This is a genomic window from Burkholderia pseudomultivorans, assembly GCF_001718415.1.
In the GTDB taxonomy this organism is placed as follows: domain Bacteria; phylum Pseudomonadota; class Gammaproteobacteria; order Burkholderiales; family Burkholderiaceae; genus Burkholderia; species Burkholderia pseudomultivorans_A.
In genome coordinates, this window is the sequence record NZ_CP013378.1 from 4,127,092 (window position 1) to 4,153,376 (window position 26,285).

The window sequence follows — 26,285 nt, forward strand, 5'->3', positions numbered from 1 at the left end:
CGCCCGGCCGCCCGAACGTTTATAATCTTCTGCTTTGCGGCACTTCACCGCCCATTCCCCGACGCTGCATCCGCTATCGTGAAAGTCTTCCGCGGCCTGCCCAACGCCGAGAGCCGCGCGCCGTGCGCGCTGACGATCGGCAACTTCGACGGTGTCCATCGCGGCCACCAGGCCCTGCTCGCGCGCGTGCGCGCGGCAGCGGATGCGCGCGGCCTGCCCGTGTGCGTGATGACCTTCGAGCCGCACCCGCGCGAGTTCTTCAATCCGGCCGGCGCGCCGCCGCGCATCGCGATGCTGCGCGACAAGCTCGAGGCGCTGCGCGACCACGGCGTCGACCGCGTCGTCGTCGAGCATTTCAACCACACGTTCGCGAGCCAGACGCCGCAGGCGTTCGTCGAGCGCACGCTGGTCGGCGGGCTGCACACGCGCTGGATGATGGTCGGCGACGATTTCTGCTACGGCGCGAAGCGTGCGGGCACCTTCGACACGCTGAAGGCGGCCGGCGAGCAGTACGGTTTCGAAGTCGAGCAGATGGGCACGATCGCCGGCAGCGACGGCACGCGCATCTCGAGTTCCGGCGTGCGCGCCGCGCTCGCGGCGGGCGATCTCGACGCGGCCGCGAGCGCGCTCGGCCACGGCTATGCGATCAGCGGCCATGTCGCGCACGGGCTGAAGCTCGGCCGCGACCTCGGCTTCCCGACGCTGAACCTGCCGATCGCGCACAAGCGGCCGGCGCTCGCGGGCATCTTCGTCGTGCAGGTGCACGGCCTCGGCCCGGCGCCGCTGCCGGGCGTCGCGAGCCTCGGCCTGCGCCCGACCGTCGACGATTCCGGCCGCGTGCTGCTCGAAGTCCACCTGCTCGACTGGCACGGCGACGCATACGGCAAGCTGATCCGCGTCGAATTCCTGAAGAAGCTGCGCGACGAGGCGAAGTTCGACGATCTCGAGGCGCTGTCGCGCGCGATCGCGCTGGACGTCGCGAATGCGCGCGCGTACTTCGCCGGGCGCGACCGTGCGCCGGGCAGCCGCGCGACCGGCTTCGCGACGTCGGCGACCGACCGAATTAGCTGATCCGGCCGGCGGCGCGCGTGCGCCGCATCCCCGCGCCGCCGCTTGCGCGCGCACACCCGATTCACGACGCACGAGCGTCCCCCCGATTGAGATAGCGATCCCATCATGAGCAACAAGAAAGCCGATTCGAAACCGCAGGCCAAGTATCCGGTCAACCTGCTCGACACGCCGTTCCCGATGCGCGGCGACCTGCCCAAGCGCGAGCCGCAGTGGGTCAAGGAATGGGAGGAGCGCGGCATCTACGAGAAGATCCGTGCGGCCAGCAAGGGCCGGCCGAAGTTCATCCTGCACGACGGCCCGCCGTATGCGAACGGCGACATCCACCTCGGCCACGCCGTCAACAAGATCCTGAAGGACATCGTCGTGAAGTCGCGCAACATGGCCGGCTTCGACGCGCCGTACGCGCCGGGCTGGGACTGCCACGGGATGCCGATCGAGATCCAGATCGAGAAGCAGTTCGGCAAGTCGCTGCCGGCCGCCGAAGTGATGACCAAGGCGCGCGCGTACGCGACCGAGCAGATCGAGAAGCAGAAGGTCGGCTTCAAGCGTCTCGGTGTGCTCGGCGACTGGGCGAACCCGTACAAGACGATGAACTTCGTCAACGAAGCGGAAGAAATCCGCGCGCTCGGCAAGATCATCGAGAAGGGCTACGTCTATCGCGGCCTGAAGCCGGTGAACTGGTGTTTCGACTGCGGCTCGGCGCTCGCCGAAGCGGAAGTCGAGTACAAGGACCGCACCGACCCGACGATCGACGTGATGTTCCCGTTCGCGGAACCGGAAAAGACCGCGCAGGCATTCGGCCTGCCGGCGCTTCCGCGCGCGGAAGGCGGCATCGTGATCTGGACCACCACGCCGTGGACGATCCCCGCGAACCAGGCGCTGAACCTGCATCCGGAAATCGTCTACGCGCTGGTCGATACCGAGCGCGGGCTGCTGATCGTCGCCGAAGAGCGCGTCGCCGCGTGCCTGGAAGAGTTCAAGCTGACCGGCAGCGTCGTCGCGACCGCGCCGGGCGTGAAGCTCGTCAACCTGCGCTTCCACCATCCGCTCGCCTCGGCTCACCCGGGCTACAAGCGCACGGCGCCCGTCTATCTCGGCGACTACGTGACGACCGACACCGGCACCGGCGTCGTGCACTCGTCGCCCGCATACGGCGTCGAGGACTTCATCTCGTGCAAGACGCACGGCATGACCGACTCCGACATCATCAACCCGGTGATGGGCGACGGCCGCTACATCGAATCGCTGCCGCTGTTCGGCGGCCTGTCGATCTGGGACGCGAACCCGAAGGTCGTCGACGCGCTGCGCGACGCCGGCACGCTGCTGCGCAGCGAGAAGTACACGCACAGCTACATGCACTGCTGGCGCCACAAGACGCCGATCATCTATCGCGCGACGTCGCAGTGGTTCGCCGGGATGGACGTCACGCCGCGCGAAGGCGGCAAGACGCTGCGCGAGACCGCGCTCGAAGGCGTCGAGGCCACCGCGTTCTATCCGTCGTGGGGCAAGCAGCGCCTGTTCAGCATGATCGCGAACCGTCCCGACTGGACGCTGTCGCGCCAGCGCCAGTGGGGCGTGCCGATGGCGTTCTTCGTGCACAAGGAAACCGGCGAGCTGCATCCGCGCACGCTCGAGCTGCTCGAGGAAGTCGCGAAGCGCGTCGAGCAGTCGGGCATCGAGGCGTGGCAGACGCTCGACGCGCGCGAGCTGATCGGCGACGACGCGAACCTGTACGAGAAGAACCGCGACACGCTCGACGTGTGGTTCGACTCCGGCACGACGCACTGGCACGTGCTGCGCGGCTCGCACAAGGACCAGCTGCAGTTCCCGGCCGACCTCTACCTCGAGGGCTCGGACCAGCATCGCGGCTGGTTCCACTCGTCACTGCTGACCGCGTCGATGCTCGACGGCCGCGCGCCGTACAAGGGCCTGCTCACGCACGGCTTCACGGTCGACGGCGAAGGCCGCAAGATGAGCAAGTCGCTCGGCAACGGCATCGATCCGCATGAAGTCGCGAACCGCCTCGGCGCGGAAATCATTCGCCTGTGGATCGCATCGACCGACTATTCGGGCGAGCTCGCGATCTCCGAGGAAATCCTGAAGCGCGTCACGGAAGGCTATCGCCGCATCCGCAACACGCTGCGCTTCCTGCTCGCGAACCTGTCCGACTTCGACTACGCGCAGCACGCGGTGCCGGCCGACGAATGGCTCGAGATCGATCGCTACGCGGTCGCGTTCTCCGCGCAGCTGCAGACCGAGCTGCTCGCGCACTACGAGAAGTACGAATTCCACCCGGTCGTCGCGAAGCTGCAGACGTACTGCTCGGAAGACCTCGGCGGCTTCTACCTCGACGTGCTGAAGGACCGCCTGTACACGAGCGCGCCCGACTCGCGCGCGCGCCGCTCCGCGCAGACGGCGCTGTTCCACCTGACCCAGGGCCTGCTGCGCGTGCTCGCGCCGTTCCTGTCGTTCACGGCCGAAGAAGCCTGGAAGGTGTTCCAGCCGGCCAGCGACACGATCTTCACGGAAACCTACTACGCGTATCCGGAAGTCGCCGACGCCGCCGCGCTGATCGACAAGTGGGCGCTGCTGCGCGACGTGCGCGGCAACGTGACGAAGGCGCTCGAGGAAGCGCGCACCGCGAACCGCATCGGCTCGTCGCTGCAGGCCGAAGTGACGGTGCACGCGAGCGGCGCGCGCTACGATGCGCTCGCGAGCCTCGGCGAGGATCTGAAGTTCGTGCTGATCACGTCGGCCGCGACGGTCGTCAAGGTCGACGACGAAGCGCAGGAAGGCGTCGACGTGGCTGCGTCGAAATATCAAAAGTGCGAACGCTGCTGGCACTACCGCGAGGACGTCGGCGCGCACGCCGACCACCCGACGCTGTGCGGCCGCTGCTTCTCGAACCTGTTTGAAAACGGCGAAATCCGGAGCGCTGCTTAAATATGGCGAAAACCCTGTCGAAACCGGCCAGCGGCGCACTCGCGCCCTGGCTCGGCATTTCGCTGATCGTGATCCTGTTCGACCAGCTGTCGAAGATCGCGATCCTGAAAACGTTCGCGTACGGCGCGCAGCATGCGCTGACGTCGTTCTTCAACCTCGTGCTGGTGTACAACCGCGGCGCCGCGTTCGGCTTCCTGTCGACCGCGAGCGGCTGGCAGCGCTGGGCGTTCACCGCGCTCGGCATCGGCGCGACGCTCGTGATCTGCTTCCTGCTGAAGCGCCACGGCCACCAGCGGCTGTTCAGCCTGTCGCTCGCGCTGATCCTCGGCGGCGCGCTCGGTAACGTGATCGACCGGATCATCTACGGCCACGTGATCGACTTCCTCGATTTCCATCTCGGCACGTGGCACTTCCCGGCGTTCAACCTTGCCGATTCCGCGATCACGATCGGCGCGGTGCTGCTGGTCTACGACGAACTGCGTCGCGTGCGCGGCGCGCGCTAAGCGCGCATACTCTGCGTCGACGGCCGGCCGCGCGCCGGCCGCCGGCCGTCTCGTTCGACCCTTGGAGACCTGAGTTGGCACACGCGGAACTCGCAGGAAAACACCTCGTTCTCGGCCTGACGGGCGGCATCGCCTGCTACAAGATCGCCGAGCTCACCCGGCTGCTGACCAAGGCAGGCGCGACCGTGCAGGTCGCGATGACCGAAGCGGCCGCCCAGTTCATCACGCCCGTCACGATGCAGGCGCTGTCCGGCCGGCCCGTCTACACGAGCCAGTGGGACGCGCGCATCGACAACAACATGGCGCACATCGACCTGTCGCGCGAAGCCGACGCGATCGTGATCGCGCCCGCGTCGACCGATTTCCTCGCGAAGCTCGCGCACGGCTTCGCAGACGATCTGCTGTCGACGCTGTGCGTCGCACGCGATTGCCCGCTGCTGGTCGTGCCCGCGATGAACCGCCAGATGTGGCAGAACCCGGCCACGCAGCGCAACGTCGCGCAACTGCGCGCCGACGGCGTGTCGGTGCTCGGCCCCGATTCGGGCGCGCAGGCGTGCGGCGAAGTCGGCGACGGCCGCATGCTCGAGCCCGAGGCGATCTACGAAGCGATCGTTTCCCATTTCCAGCCGAAGCGGCTCGCGCACCGCCGCGTGCTGATCACGGCCGGCCCGACCTTCGAACCGCTCGACCCGGTGCGCGGCCTGACGAACCGCTCGAGCGGCAAGATGGGCTTCGCGCTCGCGCGCGCCGCGCAGCAGGCCGGCGCCGAAGTCCATCTGGTCGCGGGGCCGGTCGCGCTCGACACGCCGTGGGGCGTGTACCGCGAGGACGTGCAGACCGCGCAGCAGATGTACGACGCCGTGATGAACGCGGTCAACGATGCCGACATCTTCATCGCGGTCGCCGCAGTCGCCGACTGGCGCGTCGCGCAGCCGGCCGAGCACAAGATGAAGAAAACGACCGACCGCAAGATGCCGCAGCTCGAATTCGTCGAGAACCCCGACATCCTCGCGTCGGTCGCCGCGCTGCCCGATCCGCCGTTCTGCGTCGGGTTCGCAGCCGAGAGCGGCGACCTCGACGTGCACGGCGACGAGAAGCGCAAGCGCAAGAACGTGCCGCTGCTGGTCGGCAACCTCGGCCCGCTGACGTTCGGCCGCGACGACAACGAGGTCGTGCTGTTCGAGGCGTCCGGCCTCACGCGGCTGCCGCGTGCGCCGAAGGACGAACTCGCGCACGCGCTCGTCGACGAAATCGCGAAGCGCCTGCCCGACAACCGCCTGATCTGATCCCTCGCGCGGCGGCACGCGCCGCCGCGCCCTTTCCGACCGAATCGACGACCGCATGAAACTCGACCTGAAGATTCTCGACGCGCGCATGCGCGACTACCTGCCCGCCTACGCGACCACCGGCAGCGCCGGCCTCGACCTGCGCGCGTGCCTCGACGCGCCGCTGACGCTCAAGCCGGGCGAAACGGCGCTCGTGCCGACCGGTCTCGCGATCCACCTGGCCGACCCCGGCTACGCGGCGCTGATCCTGCCGCGCTCGGGCCTCGGCCACAAGCACGGCATCGTGCTCGGCAATCTGGTCGGGCTGATCGACTCCGACTATCAGGGCCAGCTGATGATCTCGACGTGGAACCGCGGCCAGACCGAGTTCGTGCTGAACCCGTTCGAGCGGCTCGCGCAACTCGTGATCGTGCCGGTCGTGCAGGCGCAGTTCAACATCGTCGACGACTTCGCGCAGAGCGAGCGCGGTGCCGGCGGGTTCGGCAGCACCGGTCGCCACTGAGCGTCGTACCGGATACGCAAAAGGGCCCGCGGGCCCTTTTTTGTTGCTCGCCGTCCGGGCGCGCCGCGCGTCAGTCGTCGACGCGCTGTGCGATCCGTGCGGGCGTCATGCCGCGCTGCCGCTGCTGCGCGAGCATCGCATAGGCCACCATCGCGACGAGCACGCCGAGCAGCACCGCCGACGATCCGACCGTGCCGAGCGCGAGGCCGCCCTTGGCGATCGGCTTCGTCAGCAAGTCGCCGACCGTCGCGCCGAATGGCCGCGTCAGCACGAACGCGGCCCAGAACAGCAGCACACCGGAGATCCGCGTGAAGTAGTGTGCGACCACGATCGCCGCAATCAGGCCGCCGATCAGCAGCGCACCGCCGCCGAAGCCGAGGCCGGAACTGTCCGCGAGGAAATCGCCGAGCGCGGTGCCAAGCGTGTTCGAGAACAGGATCGCGATCCAATAGAGCATCTCGACCTTGCGCGTCCGGATCCGGTCGACCGACAGCGATTCGCCGCTCAGTCGCCAGATCACGAAGATCGACAGCAGGATCGCGACGAGAATCGATGCGCCGAGCGCGTAGCCGAGCCCGAGCGTGCGGTCCATGAAGTCGGACATCGTCGTGCCGGCCGTGCTGGTCGCGACGATCACCGCCCAGTAGATCGCCGGCCGATAGCGTGTGGTGCGCATCTGCGCGCCGAGCGTGACGAGGAAGAAACCGAACAGCAGGATCGAGCTCATCGCATAGCCGACGTTCAGCGTCATCGACAGCAGGTCGCCGCCGGTTTCGCCGAGCGTCGTCGCGCAGATCTTCATGATCCAGAACGCGAGCGTGATTTCGGGAAGTTTTTTCATTCGAACCTCGTGCGGAAACGCAGCGCGCGGCCGTACCGCGCGCATCGCAGACAGGCTCGAATGTAATCGCCGACGGCTTAACGCAACCTTAGCATTCGCCGGACAGGCGGCGCCGCGTGCCGGCGCCGTATCGCGCAGCGCACCGCCGCGGCCTCAGCGTGCGTGTTCGTGCCGGTAACGCAGCACATACGCGCCCACGAGCAGCACGACGAACGCGACGCCGACCACCATCGTCATCCGGAACTCGCGCGTGAACGCGGTCGTCAGCAGGATCGCCGCGACGAGCCCCGCACCGAGCAGGCTGCCGAACGGGTGCGCCCACATCCGGAACGCGAGCGCGGGGCCGCGATACTTCGCACGAAAGCGGAGGTGCGTGACGAAGATCATCATCCACGTGAACAGCGCGCCGAACATCGCGATCGCCATCATCACGGTGAACGCGGTATCGGGCGACAGCGCGACCAGCACGGCCGCAACCGCGACGCCGCTGGTCGAGATCCACAGCGCCGCGCGCGGCACGCCGTTCGCGCCGAGGCGGCCGAACACGGCCGGCGCGAGCCGCGCACGCGACAGGCTGAACATCATCCGCGTCGTCACGTACAGCTGGCTGTTCATCGCCGACAGCGCCGCGATCAGCAGCACGAAGTTGATCACGCCCGCCGCATAGGGCACGTGCGTCGCAGCCATCACCTTCACGAACGGGCTCTCGTCGGTGCCGGCCTGCGTCCACGGCACGATCGCGAGCATCAGCGACAGCGTCAGCAGGTAGAACAGCACGAGGCGGAATACCGTCGAGCGAAACGCGCGCGTCACCGCGTGCTGCGGATCGCGCGCTTCGCCGGCCGCAATCGCGACCGCCTCGATGCTCATGTAGCTGAAGATCGCGACGATCACCGCGACCCAGGTGCCCCATGGCCCCTTCGGCATGAAGCCGCCGTGCGCGGTGTAGTTGGCGAAGCCGATGCCGGACGCGGCCGGCGCCGACCATACCAGATAGGCGCCCAGCACCACGAACACGACAATTGCCGCGATCTTCAGCAAAGAGAACGCATATTCGACCGATCCGTACAGCGTGACGCTCGCCAGGTTCACCGCGATCAGCAGCGCCGAGAAGCCGATCACCCAGTACCACCCGGGCACGGCCGGAAACCAGTACTTCATGAACACGGCGATCGCGCTGATCTCGGTGCCGATCGCGAACACGACCGCGAACCAGTATGCATAGCGCACGAGAAAGCCGGCCAGCGGGCCGACGTAGTGCTCCGCGTACGCGCCGAACGAACCGGCCGTCGGATGTGCGACCGTCATTTCCGCGAGCGCGCCCATCAGCAGCAGCGCGATCAGCGCGCCGATCGCATACGAAACCAGCACGCTCGGGCCGGCGAGCCCGATCGCGAACCCGCTGCCGAGGAACAGCCCCGTGCCGATCGCGCCGCCGATCGCGATCATCGCCATCTGCCCCGACGTCAGCGCGTGGCGCAAGCCTTGTTCGCGTTCGACGATAGTGTCGAACGACCCTTGTTGTTGTGTCACTGCGTTGCCACTCCCCTGCCCCACCATCGCGCCGCCGGCGCCGGATAAAACGAAACGGCGCGGAGGACTTCCCGCGCCGTTCGCATGAACAACGAATTATCGCTTACTCGACTTCGACCGTCTCTTCGTTCGGCTTGTGCGGCGGATTCGCCAGCTTGTCGAACGACAGCTGCACCTTGTCGTTCTCGTCGACGTCGACCGTCACGTGGCCGCCGTTGACCAGCTTGCCGAACAGCAGCTCGTCGGCCAGCGCGCGACGGATCGTGTCCTGGATCAGCCGCTGCATCGGCCGCGCGCCCATCAGCGGGTCGAAGCCGTGCTTCGCCAGATGCTTGCGCAGCGCGTCGGTGAACAGCGCATCGACCTTCTTCTCGTGCAGCTGCTCCTCGAGCTGGATCAGGAACTTGTCGACCACGCGCATGATGATTTCCTCATCGAGCGAGCGGAAGCTGATGATCGCGTCCAGACGGTTGCGGAACTCCGGCGTGAACAGGCGCTTGATGTCGGTCATCTCGTCGCCCGTCTCGCGGCGCGTCGTGAAGCCGATCGTCGCCTTCTGCATCGACTCGGCGCCCGCGTTCGTCGTCATGATGATGATGACGTTGCGGAAATCCGCCTTGCGGCCGTTGTTGTCCGTCAGCGTGCCGTGGTCCATCACCTGCAGCAGCACGTTGAAGATGTCCGGATGCGCCTTCTCGATTTCGTCGAGCAGCAGCACGCAATGCGGCTTCTTCGTGACGGCTTCGGTCAGCAGGCCGCCCTGGTCGAACCCGACATAGCCCGGCGGCGCGCCGATCAGGCGGCTCACCGCGTGACGCTCCATGTATTCCGACATGTCGAAGCGGATCAGCTCGATGCCGAGCGTGAACGCGAGCTGGCGCGCCACTTCGGTCTTGCCGACGCCGGTCGGGCCGGAGAACAGGAACGCGCCGATCGGCTTGTCCATCTTGCCGAGGCCCGCGCGCGCCATCTTGATCGAGGCCGCGAGCGCGTCGATCGCCGGATCCTGGCCGAACACGACGCTCTTCAGGTCGCGGTCGAGCGTCTGCAGCTTGCTGCGATCGTCCTGCGACACGCTCTGCGCCGGCACGCGCGCGATCTTCGAGATGATTTCCTCGATCTCGCTCTTGCCGATCGTCTTCTTCTGCTTCGACTTCGGCAGGATGCGCTGCGCGGCGCCCGCTTCGTCGATCACGTCGATCGCCTTGTCCGGCAGGTGACGGTCGGTGATGAAGCGCGCTGACAGTTCGGCAGCGGCCGACAGTGCGCCCGACGAATACTTGACGCCGTGGTGCTCCTCGAAGCGCGACTTCAGCCCGCGCAGGATCGCGACCGTCTGCTCGACGCTCGGCTCCGTCACGTCGACCTTCTGGAAACGCCGCGACAGCGCCGCATCCTTCTCGAAGATGCCGCGATACTCGGTGAAGGTGGTCGCGCCGATGCACTTGAGCGTGCCCGACGACAGCGCCGGCTTCAGCAGGTTCGACGCATCGAGCGTGCCGCCCGACGCGGCGCCCGCGCCGATCAGCGTGTGGATCTCGTCGATGAACAGGATCGCGTGCGGACGCTCCTTCAGCTCCTTCAGCACCGTCTTCAGACGCTGCTCGAAATCGCCGCGATACTTGGTGCCCGCGAGCAGCGCGCCCATGTCGAGCGAGTACACCTGCGCGTTCGCGAGGATGTCCGGCACCTCGCCGCGCGTGATGCGGTACGCGAGGCCTTCGGCGATCGCGGTCTTGCCCACGCCGGCCTCGCCGACCAGCAGCGGATTGTTCTTGCGGCGACGGCACAGCACCTGCACGACGCGCTCGACCTCGGGCTCGCGCCCGATCAGCGGATCGATCCGGCCGTCCTTCGCCATCTGGTTCAGGTTCTGCGTGAACTGCGCGAGCGGGGTTTCCTTCTGCGCGTTCGCGTCTTCGCTTTCCGCGCTCGCATCGCTCGACTTCGCGGCTTCGCCGCTGTTGGTCTTGGCGATGCCGTGCGAAATGAAGTTCACGACGTCGAGACGCGTCACGCCCTGCTGCTGCAGGTAGTAGACGGCGTGCGAATCCTTCTCGCCGAAGATCGCGACCAGCACGTTCGCGCCGGTGACTTCCTTCTTGCCGTTCGACGTCGACTGGACGTGCATGATCGCGCGCTGGATCACGCGCTGGAAACCGAGCGTCGGCTGGGTATCGACATCGTCGGTGCCCGGCACGGTCGGTGTGTTGTCGTGGATGAAATTGCGCAGGTTCTGACGCAGATCCTCGATGTTGGCCGCACATGCGCGCAACACCTCGGCTGCCGTGGGATTATCCAGCAGGGCCAGCAGCAGATGCTCGACCGTAATGAACTCATGGCGCGCCTGGCGTGCTTCCATGAACGCCATGTGCAGGCTGACTTCCAATTCCTGGGCAATCATGCTTCCTCCATCACGCACTGCAGCGGATGCCCGGCCTGCCGCGCATGGGTAACGACTTGCTCAACCTTGGTCGACGCGATGTCCCGCGTATAGACCCCACAAACCCCTCGCCCTTCGCGATGGACCTTCAGCATGATCTGCGTGGCCGTCTCGCGATCCTTCTTGAAATACTCCTGCACAACCATCACGACGAACTCCATCGGCGTGAAGTCGTCGTTGAGCAACACCACCTTGTACATCGAAGGTGGCTTCAGCTTCTGCTCCTTGCGTTCCAGGACGGTGCTGTCCTGCTTGTCCGGGATAATCGCCATACACCCATTCTAAACAACTCGGACAGGCCCGCAATCCTGCCATTACCCGACCGATCGGCCGGCGCCCTCCCCGGTCTCCCGGAACACGCGAACGTCCTCGCGCCATGCGAAAGCCGGCTGCGGTGCCGGCTTTCACGCGTGGCGCGGAACACGAACCTTCTCGGGGAATCGCACCGGAACGTCGTATCCGCATCCAGTATCCCACAAGCCGGGACGACTCGAACGCGTGTCACTCGAGCCTGGTATATGAGCCGATTATGCGACTTTTCAAGTCCCCGCGCTTGGCCGCATGCTGCAAAGCAAAGCCGGAAAAACCCTGAAAATGGGTTCTTTACAACGTCCCCCTATACGTCTAAAAATTTTCTTGACACCCAAATAAAGAGCGCCAACAATCAAGCTGGCACTTTTTTCAAATTGCCGGCAGGCGATATGAAAGAGGCCGAGGTGAGCTTGTGAGGGGGGAACGGCTGTATTTTCCGGTCGTTTAGCTTTTCGAGCGTGCTCGTGGTAAGTAGCGACTGTGTGACAGGGGAAGTAGGTATGGCAACTGGTATTGTCAAATGGTTCAACGACGCGAAGGGCTTCGGTTTCATCACCCCCGACGAGGGCGGTGAAGATCTGTTTGCGCACTTCTCGGCCATCAACATGCAGGGTTTCAAGACCCTGAAGGAAGGTCAGAAGGTCAGCTTCGAGGTCGTCCAAGGACCGAAAGGCAAGCAAGCTTCGAATATCCAGGCCGCCTGAGGGCAACGGATTTCGGATGAAGAAACCCGGCTGAATGCCGGGTTTCTTTTTTTGTGATTCGCCAAAGCGCTGCGGCGATTGGCCGGTCATTTTGCACAATCACGGCGCATGCGCCGTGATTGTCGGAATGGACGCACAGATCGCTTCGGCAATGCGCGCCTTCGTTTCACGATCGCGATTGCCGTCATCACGGCGCAATATTCGCGCGAGCGTTTTTCTGCGCGCCGCTACCAGTTGTACGACGCGCCGGCGCCCCACGTCGTCGCCGCATTCAGGCTCGCGCCGGCACGCAGCTTCAGGTTCGCGCCGATGCGCATCGATGCGCCCAGCGCAACGGCCTGGTAGCCCATGTAGCCGCCCGTCCCGATGCCGAGCGCGACCGTCCTGCCGACATCGGCATCCGGAATCATCGACAGCGCGGTCGCAGCCGCGACGCCCCCGTATGCGCGCCGCGCCACGGCGTGGAGCTGACGCAGGTTGACGGCGTCGGAGGGCAGCACGCCATCCGCGACGTGGGCGAGCTTGCGCTCGCGTCCGGGTGCACCGATCGACACCGTATCGTCCCGATCCACGATCGCGCCGTGACCGAGCGCGACCGCGTTCGCGCCGCTCGCCACGGCGTGCGCGCCCAGCGCCACGCTCTGCACGCCCGCCGCCGACGCTCCGCTGCCGAGGCTCGCAGCGGCATCGCCGCCAGCCGCCGCGTCGCCCCCGAGCGCGATGCTGCGCGAACCGTGCGCCTGCGCGCGGGCGCCGAGCGCGACGCCGCTGTCGGCGCTCGCGCGGGCGCCCGCACCGAGCGCGGTGCTGCCGACACCGTCGGCCCGTGCGCCCGCGCCGGCCGCGACGCCGTTGACGGCGGTCGCATGCGCGCCGGCGCCGACCGCAACGCTGCGGTCCGTCGCCGCGACCGCGCTCTGCCCGAGCGCCAGACTCGCCGCGCCTGCTGCGGCCGCATCGGCGCCGAATGCGGCAGCGCCGACGCCCGCGGCGCGCGCCGACACGCCGACCGCCGCGCCATCCATGCCGCTCGCATTCGCGTGCGCGCCCACCGCGGTGCCGCGATCCGCCGCCGCATTCGCGGCCATTCCGATCGCGATGCTGTCGAACTGCGCCGCGCTCGCGCCGCTGCCGACCGCAAGCGCGCCGTCCCCCGATGCCGACGCCTCCGCGCCGAACGCCGTGCTGCCGGCGCCGGTTGCAGCGGCTTGCGCGCCGACGGCCGTGCCGTCGATTCCGGCCGCATTCGCGTGTGCGCCGAGCGCGGTGCCTTGATCCGCCGACGCTTGCGCGGCGACGCCGATCGCGATCGCGTCGAACTCGATGGCGCTCGCGCCGCTGCCGAGCGCCACGCTCCCGTCACCGAACGCGGACGCATCTGCGCCAAGCGCCGTACTGGCCGCGCCGGTCGCGCTCGACAGCACGCCCACCGCCGTGCTGCTCGAACTGCGCGCCGTCGCCAGCGTGCCGGCGGCCATGCTTTGCTCGCCCTTCGCCTGCGCGCCGGCGCCGAGCGCGACGCCATCGTCGTGATGCGCGGCCGCCGCGACGCCCACCGCGAGGCTCCCGTCGCCCGCCGCCCACGCACCGGTGCCGAGCGCCGCGCTGTTCACGCCCGCCGCGAGCGCCCGGGCGCCTGTCGCGAAGCTGTCGTGACCCGGCGCCCGCGCACGCGTTGCGGTCGCGATGACCGACGTATCGGCCGCACTGGCATTCGAACCGGTCGCGGACGGTTCGTCGAAACCGCGTTGCGCATACGCGTCGGGGACGGCCCATCCGAGCATGCCCGCCACGCCCGAGGCGAGCATCCGCCGGGTCCGCGCACGCGCGGCGTGCGCCCGCGTTGAACCGACATTCGACCCGAACGTGGTCGGCCTGCCATTCCGGTTTTTCCCGTTTTCCATAGTTATCCTGATTATGTTTTTCGATATTCGGCACGCGCCGATTCCGGCTCGAATCCGGAACCGATTCACGCCGCGCGTCGACCGCCGCCGTTCCCGTGGCCGATCACATCAAGGACACCGCGGACACGCGACTACCGATGATCAGGACTGGTCGCACGAACGGGCGGTCGAAATCGAGTATAGGGACGGCAGACGTCCCGATATATATGACAAGTCCCAATCTTTCCCGGTCGGCTATGCGAATTCGCACTTGACCGATAGCATCGCGCGGAATCGGCCCGAAGCTGCGCGCGCCTCCAGAATGAAAAGGCCGCGCATCGAAACCGATGCGCGGCCTGCTGCCGACGACACGATGCCGCCTGCGTCGGGCATCTCGCCGACGCCGCGACGAACGCTCCGTCAGACGACCTTCAGCGTGCCCATCATCCCCAGATCCTCATGTTCGAGAATGTGGCAATGAAACATGCGCTCGCCGGGCATGTCCTGCGTCGTCAGGATCGTCACGGTTTCGCCGCTGCGCACGTTCACGGTATCGCGCCACGCGCGGAACGGCTCCGGCGTGCGCGCGCCGTCCGAGGCACGCTCGATCACCTGGAACTGCGTGCCGTGCAGATGGAACGGGTGATCCATGTCGGTGGTGTTGCGGATCGTCCAGCGCTCGACGTCGCCGCGCCGGCTGGTCAGCGTCGCGCGGTGCGGCGCGTAGGTCTCGCCGTTGATCGTGAAGCGCATGCCCGCCGGCCGGCCCTGCGCCGCGCCCTTCATCATCGCGTCCATGTCCATCTCCTCGCCGAACGCGACCGTCTTGTTCGCGACCGGTTCGCCGAGCGCCGGCACCGTACGCAGCGTCGCCGGCAGCGCGCGCGGCGCGGCCGGTGCGAACGCGACGTCGGCGAGCGGCAGCGCCGGGTCGGGCGGCAGGCTGCCGTGACCATCGTCGTGCGACATCGCCATCTTGCGGCGATCGTATTCGGCCGCCAGCAGCACCGCGCGGGACGCGCGATCGCCGGCGCGCACCAGCAGCTCCGCGCGTTCGCCCGGCGCGATCAGCAGCGACGTGACCGTGCGCGGCGCGTCGAACAGGCCGCCGTCGGTGCCGACGTGCGCGAACGATCGGCCGTCGTCGAATGCGATGCGCAGATAGCGTGCGCTGCACGCATTCCACACGCGCCAGCGCTCGTCGCCCGCGACGTCGATCCGCGGGCGGCGCGCGCCGTTGACCAGCGCGAACTGGCCTTCGCGGCCGTTCATCCAGTCCATCATGTCGTTCGGCGGGATCGTGCCGTCGCGTGCCAGCTTCAGGTCGGACACGAACAGGTGGCGCTCGGGCCAGCCCGCCAGCGGATCGTCGGCGGCGCGCACGACGAACGGCCCCGCGAGCCCGCGAAACACCTGCTCGGCCGTCATCATGTGCGGATGCGGGTGATACCAGTAGGTGCCGGCGCTCCCCTTCGGCAGCGTGAAGCGGTACACGCGCGACGCGCCGGGCGCGACGGGATCGGACGGGTTGCCGTCCTGCTCTGGCGGCACCGGCAGCCCGTGCCAGTGGATCGTCGACGGCTGCGGCAGCTTGTTGACGAACCGGATCTCGACCGTATCGCCCTCGCGCACGTCGATCAGCGGACCGACGACGGGGCCGTCGGCGCCCGCGCCGTACTGCCAGAACGTGGTCGGTCGCGCGCCGCGCAGCAGCGGGCGCGCGACCGGCTGGGCGACCAGCGTGGCCCGGAACAGGCCCGGCTCGCGGCTTTCGTTGGCCAGCGTGCGCAACGACGCGAGCGGCGCGCCGGCCGGCAGCGCATCGACGGCCGCGAGCGGCGCGGGCGCGGGCTTGCCGTGTCCGTTGCCGTGTCCGTGCCCCGACATGCCGGCCATGTCGTCCATCCCGTCCATACCGGCCATGCCCGCGTGACCGGCGTGCTGCGCCCATGCGGTGCGCGCGAACAGCGATGCGGCCGCCACGCCGACGGCGTGCGACAGAAAGGTTCTCCGTATCATCAATCGTTCCTCGTTATTCATGCTCGGCCGCGCGACAGCCGCGACGCGAAACTGCGGGCCCGCGCCATCATAACCGGCGGCCCCTATCGAAAATCGTGTGCGCCGGTCGAGCGGCGATACGTCGCAGGCAGCTCGGCCGTCGCGCCGCGCCGACGCGCCCGTGTGTGCCATCGGTGACCGGTATCGTTTCGCTGCAGTAGCGCGGCCCCCAGGCGCCGCCGTCCCTTCTGTTTCCACAGCCGCTGTCGCTCCCCTTGGCTCGCTCACCGGAAACCGCCAATATTTCACGATGCGGAAAGAACCCCTGCGTTATAAAAATTTGTGGTGCACGGCACAAATTCGACGTTTCGCGATGCCGAAAAACGTTCCGCAATACAAAACGACGACTTCAACGCATTGTTTTTGAATGATATTTTTCGTTTCGACAAGTCGCTCTACGCGCACCATTCGAACGGGTCGCGGACGTAGACTTTGTCCCATGCACTGACGCTTCGCGACGGCGGTCGACACGGAACCCGACGCAAGCAGCCAGTCGGGCCACCGCCGGTCGAACCGGCGCACGCCACCACAGAATCGCTTGTGATCAGAAAGGGAGAACGGAAATGATGGGATTTCGCTTTGGTTCAGCGCTCGGGTCGTTCTACATCCTGCCGGGTAACGGCGGCTGGGAAGCGACGTTCGGCAACGCCGTGCTCGGCGCGTTCTCGTGCCCCGAACATGCGGCCGACCACATCTCGCGCGGCGACTGCGCGGCCCTGTCCGAACTCGACACCGCGACGCTCGAAGTGCCGGACGAAATCGCCGAGTGGGAAATCGTCCACGTCTGAATGGCAAGCCTGCCAGGCAAAACGCCCCGGGCATCCGGGGCGTTTTTTGTTTCCGTCGGGCGGCGATCCGTCAGGCCCGCCGCGTCGACGTCTGCCGTTTCCGGCGCATCCGCGCGCCGGCCGGCGTCAGGCCGCGTCGACGATGCCGTTCAGCGTCGCGCTCGGGCGCATCGCCTGGCTCGTCAGCTCGACGTTCGGACGGTAGTAGCCGCCGATGGTCTGCGGCTTGCCCTGCGCGGCCGACAGCTCTTCGAGAATGCGCGCCTCGTTGTCGGCGAGCGCCTTCGCGACGCCTTCGAACTGCGCCTTCAGCGCCGCGTCCTCGGTCTGCTCGGCCAGCGCCTGCGCCCAGTACAGGCACAGGTAGAAGTGGCTGCCGCGGTTGTCGAGGCCGCCGACCTTGCGCGCCGGCGACTTGTTCTCGTCGAGGAACTTGCCGGTCGCCTGGTCGAGCGTCTTCGCGAGCACGAGCGCCTTCGGGTTCTGGTACGCGTTGCCGAGATGCTCGAGCGAAGCGGCGAGCGCGAGGAATTCGCCGAGCGAATCCCAGCGCAGGAAGCCTTCCTCGACGAACTGCTGCACGTGCTTCGGCGCGGAACCGCCGGCGCCCGTCTCGAACATCCCGCCGCCGGCCATCAGCGGCACGATCGACAGCATCTTCGCGCTGGTGCCCAGTTCCATGATCGGGAACAGGTCGGTCAGGTAGTCGCGCAGCACGTTGCCGGTGACCGAGATCGTGTCCTTGCCCGCGCGGATGCGCTCGAGCGAGAAACGCGTCGCTTCGACCGGCGTCATGATGCGGATGTCGAGACCGTTCGTGTCGTGATCCTTCAGGTAGCGCTCGACCTTCGCGATGATCTGCGCGTCGTGCGCGCGGGCCGGATCGAGCCAGAACACGGCCGGCGCGCCGGTCGCGCGTGCGCGGTTCACCGCGAGCTTGACCCAGTCCTGCACCGGTGCGTCCTTGGTCTGGCACATGCGCCAGATGTCGCCCGACTCGACCGCGTGCTCGAGCAGCACGTTGCCGGCTTCGTCGATCACGCGCACGACGCCGTCGGCCGGGATCTGGAACGTCTTGTCGTGCGAACCGTATTCCTCGGCCGCCTGCGCCATCAGGCCGACGTTCGGCACGCTGCCCATCGTGACCGGATCGAACGCGCCGTGCTGCTTGCAGTCGTCGATCACGGCCTGGTACACGCCGGCGTAGCAGCGGTCCGGAATCACGGCCTTCGCGTCGTACAGCTCGCCGTCCGGACCCCACATGCAGCCCGACTCGCGGATCATCGCCGGCATCGATGCGTCGACGATCACGTCGCTCGGCACGTGCAGGTTCGTGATGCCCTTGTCCGAGTTGACCATCGCGAGGCGCGGGCGCACCGCGTACTCGGCCTTGACGTCGGCTTCGATCGCTTCGCGCGTGTCGGCCGGCAGGTCCTTCAGGCGCGCGTACAGGTCGCCGATCCCGTTGTTCGGGTTGAAGCCGGCCTGCGCCAGCACGTCCGCGTGCTTGGCGAGCGCGTCGCGGTAGAACACCGACACGAAATGGCCGAACAGGATCGGATCGGAGACCTTCATCATGGTCGCCTTCAGGTGCACCGAGAACAGCACGTCCTGCGCCTTCGCGTCGGCGATCTGCGCCTCGATGAAGCTGCGCAGCGCCTTGCGGCTCATCACCGACGCGTCGATCACTTCACCGGCCTTCACGGCCGTCTTTTCCTTCAGCACCTTCTTCACGCCGTCGGCGGTCGTCAGCTCGATCTTCACGCTGCCGGCGTCGGCGATCAGCGCCGACTTCTCGCTGCCGTAGAAGTCGCCTTCGCTCATGTGCGCGACGTGCGCCTTCGAGGTCGGCTTCCAGGCGCCCATCTTGTGCGGATGCTTGCGGGCGTAGTTCTTGACCGACAGCGGCGCGCGGCGGTCGGAATTGCCTTCGCGCAGCACCGGGTTCACCGCGCTGCCCTTGATCTTGTCGTAACGGGCCTTGACGGCCTTCTCTTCTTCGGTCGACGGCTCTTCCGGATAGGCCGGCAGCTTGTAGCCCTGCGCCTGCAGTTCGGCGATCGCGGCCTTCAGCTGCGGCACCGATGCGCTGATGTTCGGCAGCTTGATGATGTTCGCTTCCGGCTTCAGCGTGAGCTGGCCCAGTTCGGCCAGATCGTCGGAACCCTTCTGCTCGGGCGGCAGCACGTCTGCGAATGCCGCGATGATGCGGCCGGCGAGCGAGATGTCGCGCGTCTCGACGGCGACGCCGGACGAACGCGTGAAGGCCTTGACGATCGGCAGCAGCGAATAGGTCGCGAGCGCGGGCGCTTCGTCGGTGAGGGTGTAGATGATCTTGGGCGATGTGGACATGGTCGATGCGTTGCTACGTGAAAATGGGACTGAAGAGCGCCGGCGGTAACCGGCGGGGAGCGACCGGGTCGGTCGCGAAAGGGGCGCCGGCTCAACCGGGCGGTGGTGTTGCGAGGGCCGTCATGTTCTACCTTGCAGGGCTTGCGGGCCGCCTCGCGGCGCCGCGGCCCGGATCCCGGGCCGCCCTGCCAAACCTGCCATCCACGAAACGCCCCGGCGCCGGCAGCAGCGCCGGGGCGGCCGGCTGCGCGCCGGCCCACCCCGCAAGGGGCCTTACATGTTCTCGATCAGCACTTCGCCGAAGCCCGAGCACGACACCTGCGTCGCGCCTTCCATCAGGCGCGCGAAGTCGTACGTGACGCGCTTCTGCAGGATCGACTTCTCCATCGCGGCGATGATCGTGTCGGCCGCTTCGGTCCAGCCGAGGTGGCGCAGCATCATTTCCGCCGACAGGATCTCGGAACCGGGGTTCACGTAATCCTTGCCTGCGTACTTCGGCGCGGTGCCGTGCGTCGCCTCGAACATCGCGACCGAATCCGACAGGTTCGCGCCCGGCGCGATGCCGATGCCGCCGACCTGCGCGGCCAGCGCGTCGGAGATGTAGTCGCCGTTCAGGTTCAGCGTCGCGATCACGTCGTATTCGGCCGGGCGCAGCAGGATCTGCTGCAGGAACGCGTCGGCGATCGAATCCTTGATCACGATCTCGCCGCCCGTCTTCGGGTTCTTCACGCGCATCCACGGGCCGCCGTCGATCAGCTCGCCGCCGAATTCCTTCTGCGCGAGCGCATAGCCGGCGTCACGGAACAGGCCTTCCGTGAACTTCATGATGTTGCCCTTGTGCACCAGCGTGACCGACTTGCGATCGTTGTCGATCGCGTACTGGATCGCCTTGCGCACCAGGCGCTCGGTGCCTTCGGTCGACACGGGCTTGACGCCGATCCCCGACGTTTCCGGGAAACGGATCTTCTTCACGCCCATCTCGTCCTGCAGGAACTTGATGACCTTCTTCGCCTGCTCCGAGCCGGCCGCCCATTCGATGCCCGCGTAGATGTCTTCCGAGTTCTCGCGGAAGATCACCATGTCGATCTTCTGCGGCTCGCGCACCGGCGACGGAACGCCGTTGAAGTACTGGACCGGGCGCAGGCACACGTACAGGTCGAGCTCCTGGCGCAGCGCGACGTTCAGCGAACGGATCCCGCCGCCGACCGGGGTCGTCAGCGGCCCCTTGATCGACACCACGTACTCCTTCAGCACCTGCAGCGTCTCGTCCGGCAGCCACACGTCCGGACCGTACACCTTGGTCGCCTTCTCGCCCGCGAAGATCTCCATCCAGTGGATCTTGCGTTTGCCTTTGTAAGCGTGCGCCACCGCCGCATCGACGACCTTGATCATGACCGGCGTGATATCGAAGCCCGTACCGTCGCCTTCGATATAGGGAATGATCGGCTGATCGGAAACGTTGAGCGAGAAATCCTTGTTGACGGTGATCTTGTCACCGCCTTCCGGAACCTTGATGTGCTGATACGGCATGATCGACTCCAGTGACGTGGCTGAGCAGGTGTTGCTGGTCGAAGCTGCGTGCGCGGCGGGGCGACGGATGCGTGCCCTTGACGGCAACAGCGAGCCGCTATTCTAGCGCCCCAACCGGGCACGGCGGCACGAAGCGCGGCGCTGCGTATCAAGTCTTCCCTTATGTCTTATATAAGACAGAGGACTTGCCGTTCCGTATTATGCATTAAGATTCCGCCATTTGCCATAGACTGCCCGCCCCGCCTCGCGCGGCCCGCCGGCCGGACCTCCGCCATGCCCCTGATCGCCCTCAACAAGCCGTTCGGCACGATTTGCCAGTTTTCCGCGCACGAGACGCGGCCGTCGCTCGGCGACTGGGTAAAAACGCCCGGCGTCTATCCGGCCGGCCGGCTCGACGCGGACAGCGAGGGCCTGCTGCTGCTGACCGACGACGGCGCGCTGCAGGCGCGCATCGCGGAGCCGCGCCACAAGCTGGTCAAGCGCTACTGGGCGCAGGTCGACGGCGCGCCGGGCGCGGCCGACCTGAAGGCGCTCGCGCGCGGCGTCGATCTCGGCGACTACGTGACGCGCCCGTGCCGCGCCGAATTCATCGAGCCGCCCGACACGCTGTGGCCGCGCAACCCGCCGATCCGCTACCGCGCCGCGATCCCGACGACCTGGATCGAACTCGCGATCACCGAAGGCAAGAACCGGCAGGTGCGCCGGATGACGGCAGCGGTCGGCTTCCCGACCTTGCGCCTGGTGCGCGTCGGCATCGGCGCGCTCGACATATTCGCGCTCGGCATTGCGCCCGGCGAAACAATCGCGCTGCCGCCGCGCGCGCCGTGGGACGGTTTCGCCCGCGTCGAATGAACCGCGCCGGCAGACCCGGATTTTTCGTCATCTTTTTCGTCAACCGCCTGCGAAGATCGCGCGTTAAACCACGCAGATGCCAACCTTAGCTATCCGGCATTGGCAGCCGAAGCCGTGTTTGCGTCACGAAAGCGACGTTTTCTTCGAATACGATTCGGCGCCCGCAGCGCAAAGAGAAATTTCTCGAAGCGTCTGTCAACCGAAAGGTGGATGGCACCGTTAGACGACATGACTCCTATTGCCGGGTCATTTGGTTAATTAACTAAAGCTGAGGAACACAACATGAACAAACTGATCGCCGCTCTGGTCGCTGGTCTCTTCGCAACGGCTGCTTTCGCACAAGCATCGGCTCCGGAAGCTGCTTCGGCTGCTGCTCCGGCAGCTGCTTCGGCACCGGCAAAGCACAAGGCTGCCAAGAAGCACCACGCAAAGAAGCACCACGCAGCCAAGAAGGCAGCTAGCGAAGCCGAAGCACCGGCAGCTGCTTCGAACTAAGCAGGCTTGCTGTAATAACGCAGTCAAGAACACGCAGTCTTGCCGTTCTTACGGCGTTGAAAGGCAGATCACCGCGAGGCGATCTGCCTTTTTCTTTTTTGTGCCCGCCTGCGCGCATCGCGTACCATGCGGGTCTCGTTTTCCAGACAGGAGTCCAGCTGTGCGATTCTCCCTGCGCTCGTCGCTCGGCCGCCTTGCGCGCGCCGCCGTGTTCCCCGCCGCGCTCGCCGTCCTCGCGTTCGGCATGCAGAGCGCCGGCGCGCAGATGCCGCCCGGCGCCAAGCAGCCGAGCGAATTCCCGCGCGTCAAGCTGCGCGCCGGCATGTACGTGATCGACGCGGCCGTCGCCGCGAACGACGCCGACCGCGAACAGGGGCTGATGTACCGCTCGCAGCTCGCGCCGAACGAAGGCATGCTGTTCGTGTTCAACGAAAATGCGGTGCACTGCTTCTGGATGAAGAACACGCTGATCCCGCTGTCAATCGCGTTCATCCGCGCGGACGGCACCATCACCGACATCGCCGAGATGCAGGCCGAGACGACCGACAACCACTGCCCGCGCAACAACGGCGTCTATGCGCTCGAAATGAGCAAGGGCTGGTTCGCCGCGAAGGGCATCAAGCCCGGCATGAAGCTCGACGGGCTGCCGAAGCTCCAGTAACGGCCGCCGCCGCGGCGCACGCGCCGCGACGCCCCGCCCGGCCGGCCGCCTGCGCGCGCCGGCTTTTTTTTCGTGCGCCGGCGGCGGCCGGCTTGATTCCGCCGACACGGCCCGCATCTGCAAAAGCCACGCGCAAGCGCTATGCTTGAAGTCTCGCTTGTTCCAGCCCGGGCCGGCCCAGCCGGCCCGCTTACGATCCGAACCACCAGGAGGTTCACGTGCCCCGCAAAACCCCCATCGAGCGCTATCGCAACATCGGGATCAGCGCTCACATCGATGCCGGCAAGACCACGACGACCGAGCGCATCCTGTTTTACACCGGCGTGAGCCACAAGATCGGTGAAGTGCACGACGGCGCGGCCACGATGGACTGGATGGAGCAGGAGCAGGAACGCGGCATCACGATCACGTCGGCGGCGACCACGGCCTTCTGGAAAGGCATGGCCGGCAATTATCCGGAACACCGCATCAACATCATCGACACCCCCGGGCACGTCGACTTCACGATCGAGGTCGAGCGCTCGATGCGCGTGCTCGACGGCGCGTGCATGGTCTACGACTCGGTCGGTGGCGTGCAGCCGCAGTCCGAAACCGTGTGGCGCCAGGCGAACAAGTACAAGGTGCCGCGCATCGCGTTCGTCAACAAGATGGACCGCATCGGCGCGGACTTCTTCCGCGTGCAGCGGCAGATCGGCGAGCGGCTGAAGGGCGTCGCGGTGCCGATCCAGATTCCGATCGGCGCGGAAGAGCATTTCCAGGGCGTCGTCGACCTCGTCAAGATGAAGGCGATCGTCTGGGACGACGAAAGCCAGGGCGTGAAATTCACGTACGAGGACATCCCCGCGAACCTCGTCGATCTCGCGCACGAGTGGCGCGAGAAGATGGTCGAGGCGGCCGCCGAGGCGAGCGAGGAACTGCTCGAGAAGTATCTGCACGACCACGAATCGCTGACCGAGGACGAGATCAAGGCCGCGCTGCGCCAGCGCACGATCGCCAACGAGATCGTGCCGATGCTGTGCGGCAGCGCGTTCAAGAACAAGGGCGTGCAGGCGATGCTCGACGCGGTGATCGACTACCTGCCGTCGCCCGTCGACGTGCCCGCGATCCTCGGCCACGACTTCCACGATCCGGAAAAGCCGGCGGAACGTCATCCGAGCGACGACGAGCCGTTCTCGTCGCTCGCGTTCAAGATCATGACCGACCCGTTCGTCGGCCAGCTGATCTTCTTCCGCGTGTATTCGGGCGTCGTCGAATCGGGCGACACGGTGCTCAACGCGACCAAGGACAAGAAGGAGCGGCTCGGCCGGATCCTGCAGATGCACGCCAACGAGCGCAAGGAAATCAAGGAGGTGCGCGCGGGCGACATCGCGGCGGCCGTCGGCCTGAAGGAAGCGACCACGGGCGACACGCTGTGCGACCCGGCGAAGCCGATCATCCTCGAGAAGATGGAATTCCCGGAGCCGGTGATCTCGCAGGCCGTCGAGCCGAAGACCAAGGCCGACCAGGAAAAGATGGGCCTCGCGCTGAACCGTCTCGCGCAGGAAGACCCGTCGTTCCGCGTGCAGACCGACGAGGAATCCGGCCAGACCATCATTTCGGGGATGGGCGAGCTGCACCTCGAAATCCTGGTCGACCGGATGAAGCGCGAATTCGGCGTGGAAGCGACCGTCGGCAAGCCGCAGGTCGCATATCGCGAGACGGTGCGTACGACGGCCACCGACGTCGAGGGCAAGTTCGTCAAGCAGTCGGGCGGGCGCGGCCAGTACGGTCACGCGGTGATCACGCTCGAGCCGAACCCGGGCAAGGGCTACGAGTTCCTCGACGAGATCAAGGGCGGCGTGATTCCGCGCGAATTCATCCCGGCGGTCAACAAGGGCATCGAGGAAACGCTGAAGAGCGGCGTGCTCGCGGGCTATCCGGTCGTCGACGTGAAGGTGCACCTGACGTTCGGCTCGTACCACGACGTCGACTCGAACGAAAACGCGTTCCGCATGGCCGGCTCGATGGCCTTCAAGGAAGCGATGCGCAAGGCGAAGCCGGTGCTGCTCGAACCGATGATGGCCGTCGAGGTCGAGACGCCCGAGGACTTCATGGGCAACGTGATGGGCGACCTGTCGAGCCGGCGCGGCATCGTGCAGGGGATGGAGGACATCGCGGGCGGCGGCGGCAAGCTGGTGCGCGCCGAAGTGCCGCTCGCCGAGATGTTCGGCTACTCGACGTCGCTGCGCTCGGCCACGCAGGGCCGCGCGACCTACACGATGGAGTTCAAGCAGTACGCGGAAACGCCGGCGAACGTGTCGGAAGCGGTGATCAACGCGAAGCCGAAGTAAGCCGCCCGCCGCGCAGTGCACGAAGCCCGTCCGGTTCCGGACGGGCTTTTTTTCGTCGCGCCGACGAGCGGACTGCATTTTCGATCGGCACGCCGCGCATTTTTTTCACGTGCCACAATATTTCGCGATTCGTCCGATGGAACCGTCCCGATGCCGTCCGCCTCCCCTGCCCTGCGCCGCCTGCTGTTGCTCTATGCCGGTCTGATCGCCGCGAACGCGGCCGTGTGGCTGTGGGCGCTGGCGGTATTGCGCGACCATCCGCTGCTGCTCGGCACCGCGGCGATCGCCTACGGGCTCGGGCTGCGCCACGCGGTCGACGCGGATCACATCGCGGCGATCGACGTCGCGACGCGCAAGCTGATGCAGGACGGCCGGCGCCCGCTGACGGTCGGCCTGTGCTTCTCGCTCGGCCATTCGACGATCGTGCTCGGCGCGACGCTCGGCATCGCGCTGACCGCGTTCGCGCTGCGCGATCGCTTCGACGCGTTCCGCGAGATCGGCGGCACGGTCGGCACCGCGGTGTCGGCCACCTTCCTGCTCGTGCTCGCGTGCGCGAACCTGATGATCCTGCGCGATCTGTGGCGCCGCTATCGCAGCGGCGCGCCGGAGCGCCACGCGCACGACGCCGTGCATGCGCATCGCCCGGCGGGCCTCGTTGCGCGGCTGCTGCGTCCGCTGTTCAGGCTCGTGTCGAAGAGCTGGCACATGTATCCGGTCGGCGTGCTGTTCGGGCTCGGCTTCGATACCGCGACCGAAATCGGGCTGCTCGCGATCGCCGCCGCGCAGGCGAGCCAAGGGCTGCCGATCTATACGGTGATGCTGTTTCCCGCGCTGTTTACGGCCGGCATGACGCTGATCGATTCGACCGACAACGTGCTGATGATTCATGCGTACGGGTGGGCAATGGACGATCCGCAGCGCAAGTTGCTGTACAACGCGAGCATCACGTTCGTGTCGGCGGCCGTCGCGCTCGCGATCGGCGGGATCGAAGCAGCCGGCCTGCTCGCCGACAAGCTGTCGCTGACGGGCCCCGTGCGCGACGCGCTCGATGCGATCGGCGACCGCTTCGGCGCGATCGGCTACGGGATCGTCGCTCTGTTCATCGTCTGCTGGATCGCGTCGATCCTGTTCCATCGCTGGCAGCGGGCGGCCGACGCGCCGGCGCGCTGACGGGCCGATGCGCGCGCCGCACCTCATG

The 26,285-nt window shown here is 66.8% G+C and carries 20 protein-coding genes; 12 read left to right on the forward strand and 8 right to left on the reverse strand.

Features of this window, described 5'->3' with window-relative positions:
* Positions 1–78: 78 nt before the first annotated feature.
* From WS57_RS31405 to dut, 5 genes are all read left to right on the forward strand, one after another.
* On the forward strand, positions 79–1,071 hold the full coding sequence (locus WS57_RS31405) for a bifunctional riboflavin kinase/FAD synthetase (RefSeq protein ID WP_040128006.1): 993 nt from the start codon (positions 79–81) through the stop codon (positions 1,069–1,071).
* Positions 1,072–1,176: 105 nt separating this feature from the next.
* Positions 1,177–4,014 (forward strand): isoleucine--tRNA ligase, encoded by a 2,838-nt coding sequence (gene ileS / locus WS57_RS31410; protein ID WP_069245283.1) that lies wholly within the window; start codon positions 1,177–1,179, stop codon positions 4,012–4,014.
* A 2-nt stretch (positions 4,015–4,016) separates the two neighbouring features.
* Complete coding sequence (lspA, locus tag WS57_RS31415; protein WP_009689685.1) at positions 4,017–4,517, forward strand: signal peptidase II; 501 nt, start codon at positions 4,017–4,019, stop codon at positions 4,515–4,517.
* 74 nt (positions 4,518–4,591) lie between these two features.
* A complete protein-coding gene (coaBC, locus tag WS57_RS31420) occupies positions 4,592–5,803 on the forward strand; it encodes a bifunctional phosphopantothenoylcysteine decarboxylase/phosphopantothenate--cysteine ligase CoaBC (protein WP_009689686.1) in 1,212 nt (403 codons plus the stop codon).
* Between the two features lie 55 nt (positions 5,804–5,858).
* Positions 5,859–6,305, forward strand: a complete 447-nt coding sequence (gene dut, locus WS57_RS31425) for a dUTP diphosphatase (RefSeq protein WP_009689687.1) — start codon at positions 5,859–5,861, stop codon at positions 6,303–6,305.
* A 70-nt stretch (positions 6,306–6,375) separates the two neighbouring features.
* Here the strand turns inward: dut and WS57_RS31430 are convergent, their stop codons facing one another.
* The 4 genes from WS57_RS31430 to clpS all read right to left on the reverse strand — a co-directional run bounded on the left by WS57_RS31430 (position 6,376) and on the right by clpS (position 11,394).
* Positions 6,376–7,146: a hypothetical protein gene (locus WS57_RS31430; protein ID WP_009689688.1), complete on the reverse strand. Its 771-nt coding sequence runs from the start codon at positions 7,144–7,146 to the stop codon at positions 6,376–6,378.
* A gap of 153 nt (positions 7,147–7,299) precedes the next feature.
* The gene (locus WS57_RS31435; protein ID WP_060254904.1) at positions 7,300–8,679 is read right to left on the reverse strand and encodes an amino acid permease; all 1,380 of its coding nucleotides are present in this window, start codon (positions 8,677–8,679) and stop codon (positions 7,300–7,302) included.
* A gap of 103 nt (positions 8,680–8,782) precedes the next feature.
* Positions 8,783–11,083 (reverse strand): ATP-dependent Clp protease ATP-binding subunit ClpA, encoded by a 2,301-nt coding sequence (gene clpA, locus WS57_RS31440; RefSeq protein WP_040128011.1) that lies wholly within the window; start codon positions 11,081–11,083, stop codon positions 8,783–8,785.
* A complete protein-coding gene (gene clpS / locus WS57_RS31445; protein WP_009689693.1) occupies positions 11,080–11,394 on the reverse strand; it encodes an ATP-dependent Clp protease adapter ClpS in 315 nt (104 codons plus the stop codon). The genes clpA and clpS overlap by 4 nt, the downstream gene beginning before the upstream one ends.
* Before the next feature lie 540 nt (positions 11,395–11,934).
* Between clpS and WS57_RS31450 the strand changes: the two genes are divergently transcribed.
* On the forward strand, positions 11,935–12,138 hold the full coding sequence (locus WS57_RS31450; RefSeq protein ID WP_004196460.1) for a cold-shock protein: 204 nt from the start codon (positions 11,935–11,937) through the stop codon (positions 12,136–12,138).
* A gap of 227 nt (positions 12,139–12,365) precedes the next feature.
* Here WS57_RS31450 and WS57_RS31455 read toward each other — a convergent pair whose 3' ends face one another.
* Together WS57_RS31455 and WS57_RS31460 are read right to left on the reverse strand one after the other, a co-directional pair.
* Positions 12,366–14,111 carry a YadA family autotransporter adhesin gene (locus WS57_RS31455; RefSeq protein ID WP_236871930.1) on the reverse strand — a complete coding sequence of 582 codons (1,746 nt, stop codon included), beginning with the start codon at positions 14,109–14,111 and terminating at the stop codon, positions 12,366–12,368.
* Between the two features lie 330 nt (positions 14,112–14,441).
* Positions 14,442–16,040: a multicopper oxidase family protein gene (locus WS57_RS31460; RefSeq protein WP_069245285.1), complete on the reverse strand. Its 1,599-nt coding sequence runs from the start codon at positions 16,038–16,040 to the stop codon at positions 14,442–14,444.
* Positions 16,041–16,642: 602 nt separating this feature from the next.
* Between WS57_RS31460 and WS57_RS31465 the strand changes: the two genes are divergently transcribed.
* Entirely contained in the window at positions 16,643–16,867 is a 225-nt protein-coding gene (locus WS57_RS31465) for a hypothetical protein (RefSeq protein WP_009689862.1), read from the forward strand.
* A gap of 126 nt (positions 16,868–16,993) precedes the next feature.
* On the opposite strand, the gene WS57_RS31470 is transcribed toward WS57_RS31465, so the two are convergent.
* The gene (locus tag WS57_RS31470; protein WP_059513250.1) at positions 16,994–19,219 is read right to left on the reverse strand and encodes an NADP-dependent isocitrate dehydrogenase; all 2,226 of its coding nucleotides are present in this window, start codon (positions 19,217–19,219) and stop codon (positions 16,994–16,996) included.
* Positions 19,220–19,492: 273 nt separating this feature from the next.
* Complete coding sequence (icd, locus tag WS57_RS31475; protein WP_009689865.1) at positions 19,493–20,749, reverse strand: NADP-dependent isocitrate dehydrogenase; 1,257 nt, start codon at positions 20,747–20,749, stop codon at positions 19,493–19,495.
* A 273-nt stretch (positions 20,750–21,022) separates the two neighbouring features.
* Here icd and WS57_RS31480 point away from each other — a divergent pair, with 273 nt between their 5' ends.
* The 5 genes from WS57_RS31480 to WS57_RS31495 all read left to right on the forward strand — a co-directional run bounded on the left by WS57_RS31480 (position 21,023) and on the right by WS57_RS31495 (position 26,257).
* The gene (locus WS57_RS31480; RefSeq protein ID WP_059478972.1) at positions 21,023–21,601 is read left to right on the forward strand and encodes a pseudouridine synthase; all 579 of its coding nucleotides are present in this window, start codon (positions 21,023–21,025) and stop codon (positions 21,599–21,601) included.
* Positions 21,602–21,883: 282 nt separating this feature from the next.
* On the forward strand, positions 21,884–22,096 hold the full coding sequence (locus WS57_RS36520; protein ID WP_006398520.1) for a hypothetical protein: 213 nt from the start codon (positions 21,884–21,886) through the stop codon (positions 22,094–22,096).
* Positions 22,097–22,256: 160 nt separating this feature from the next.
* Entirely contained in the window at positions 22,257–22,757 is a 501-nt protein-coding gene (locus WS57_RS31485) for a DUF192 domain-containing protein (protein WP_009689868.1), read from the forward strand.
* Positions 22,758–22,975: 218 nt separating this feature from the next.
* Positions 22,976–25,087: an elongation factor G gene (gene fusA / locus WS57_RS31490; protein WP_040128016.1), complete on the forward strand. Its 2,112-nt coding sequence runs from the start codon at positions 22,976–22,978 to the stop codon at positions 25,085–25,087.
* Positions 25,088–25,237: 150 nt separating this feature from the next.
* Positions 25,238–26,257 (forward strand): HoxN/HupN/NixA family nickel/cobalt transporter, encoded by a 1,020-nt coding sequence (locus WS57_RS31495; RefSeq protein WP_009689873.1) that lies wholly within the window; start codon positions 25,238–25,240, stop codon positions 26,255–26,257.
* The last annotated feature ends 28 nt before the right edge of the window (positions 26,258–26,285 follow it).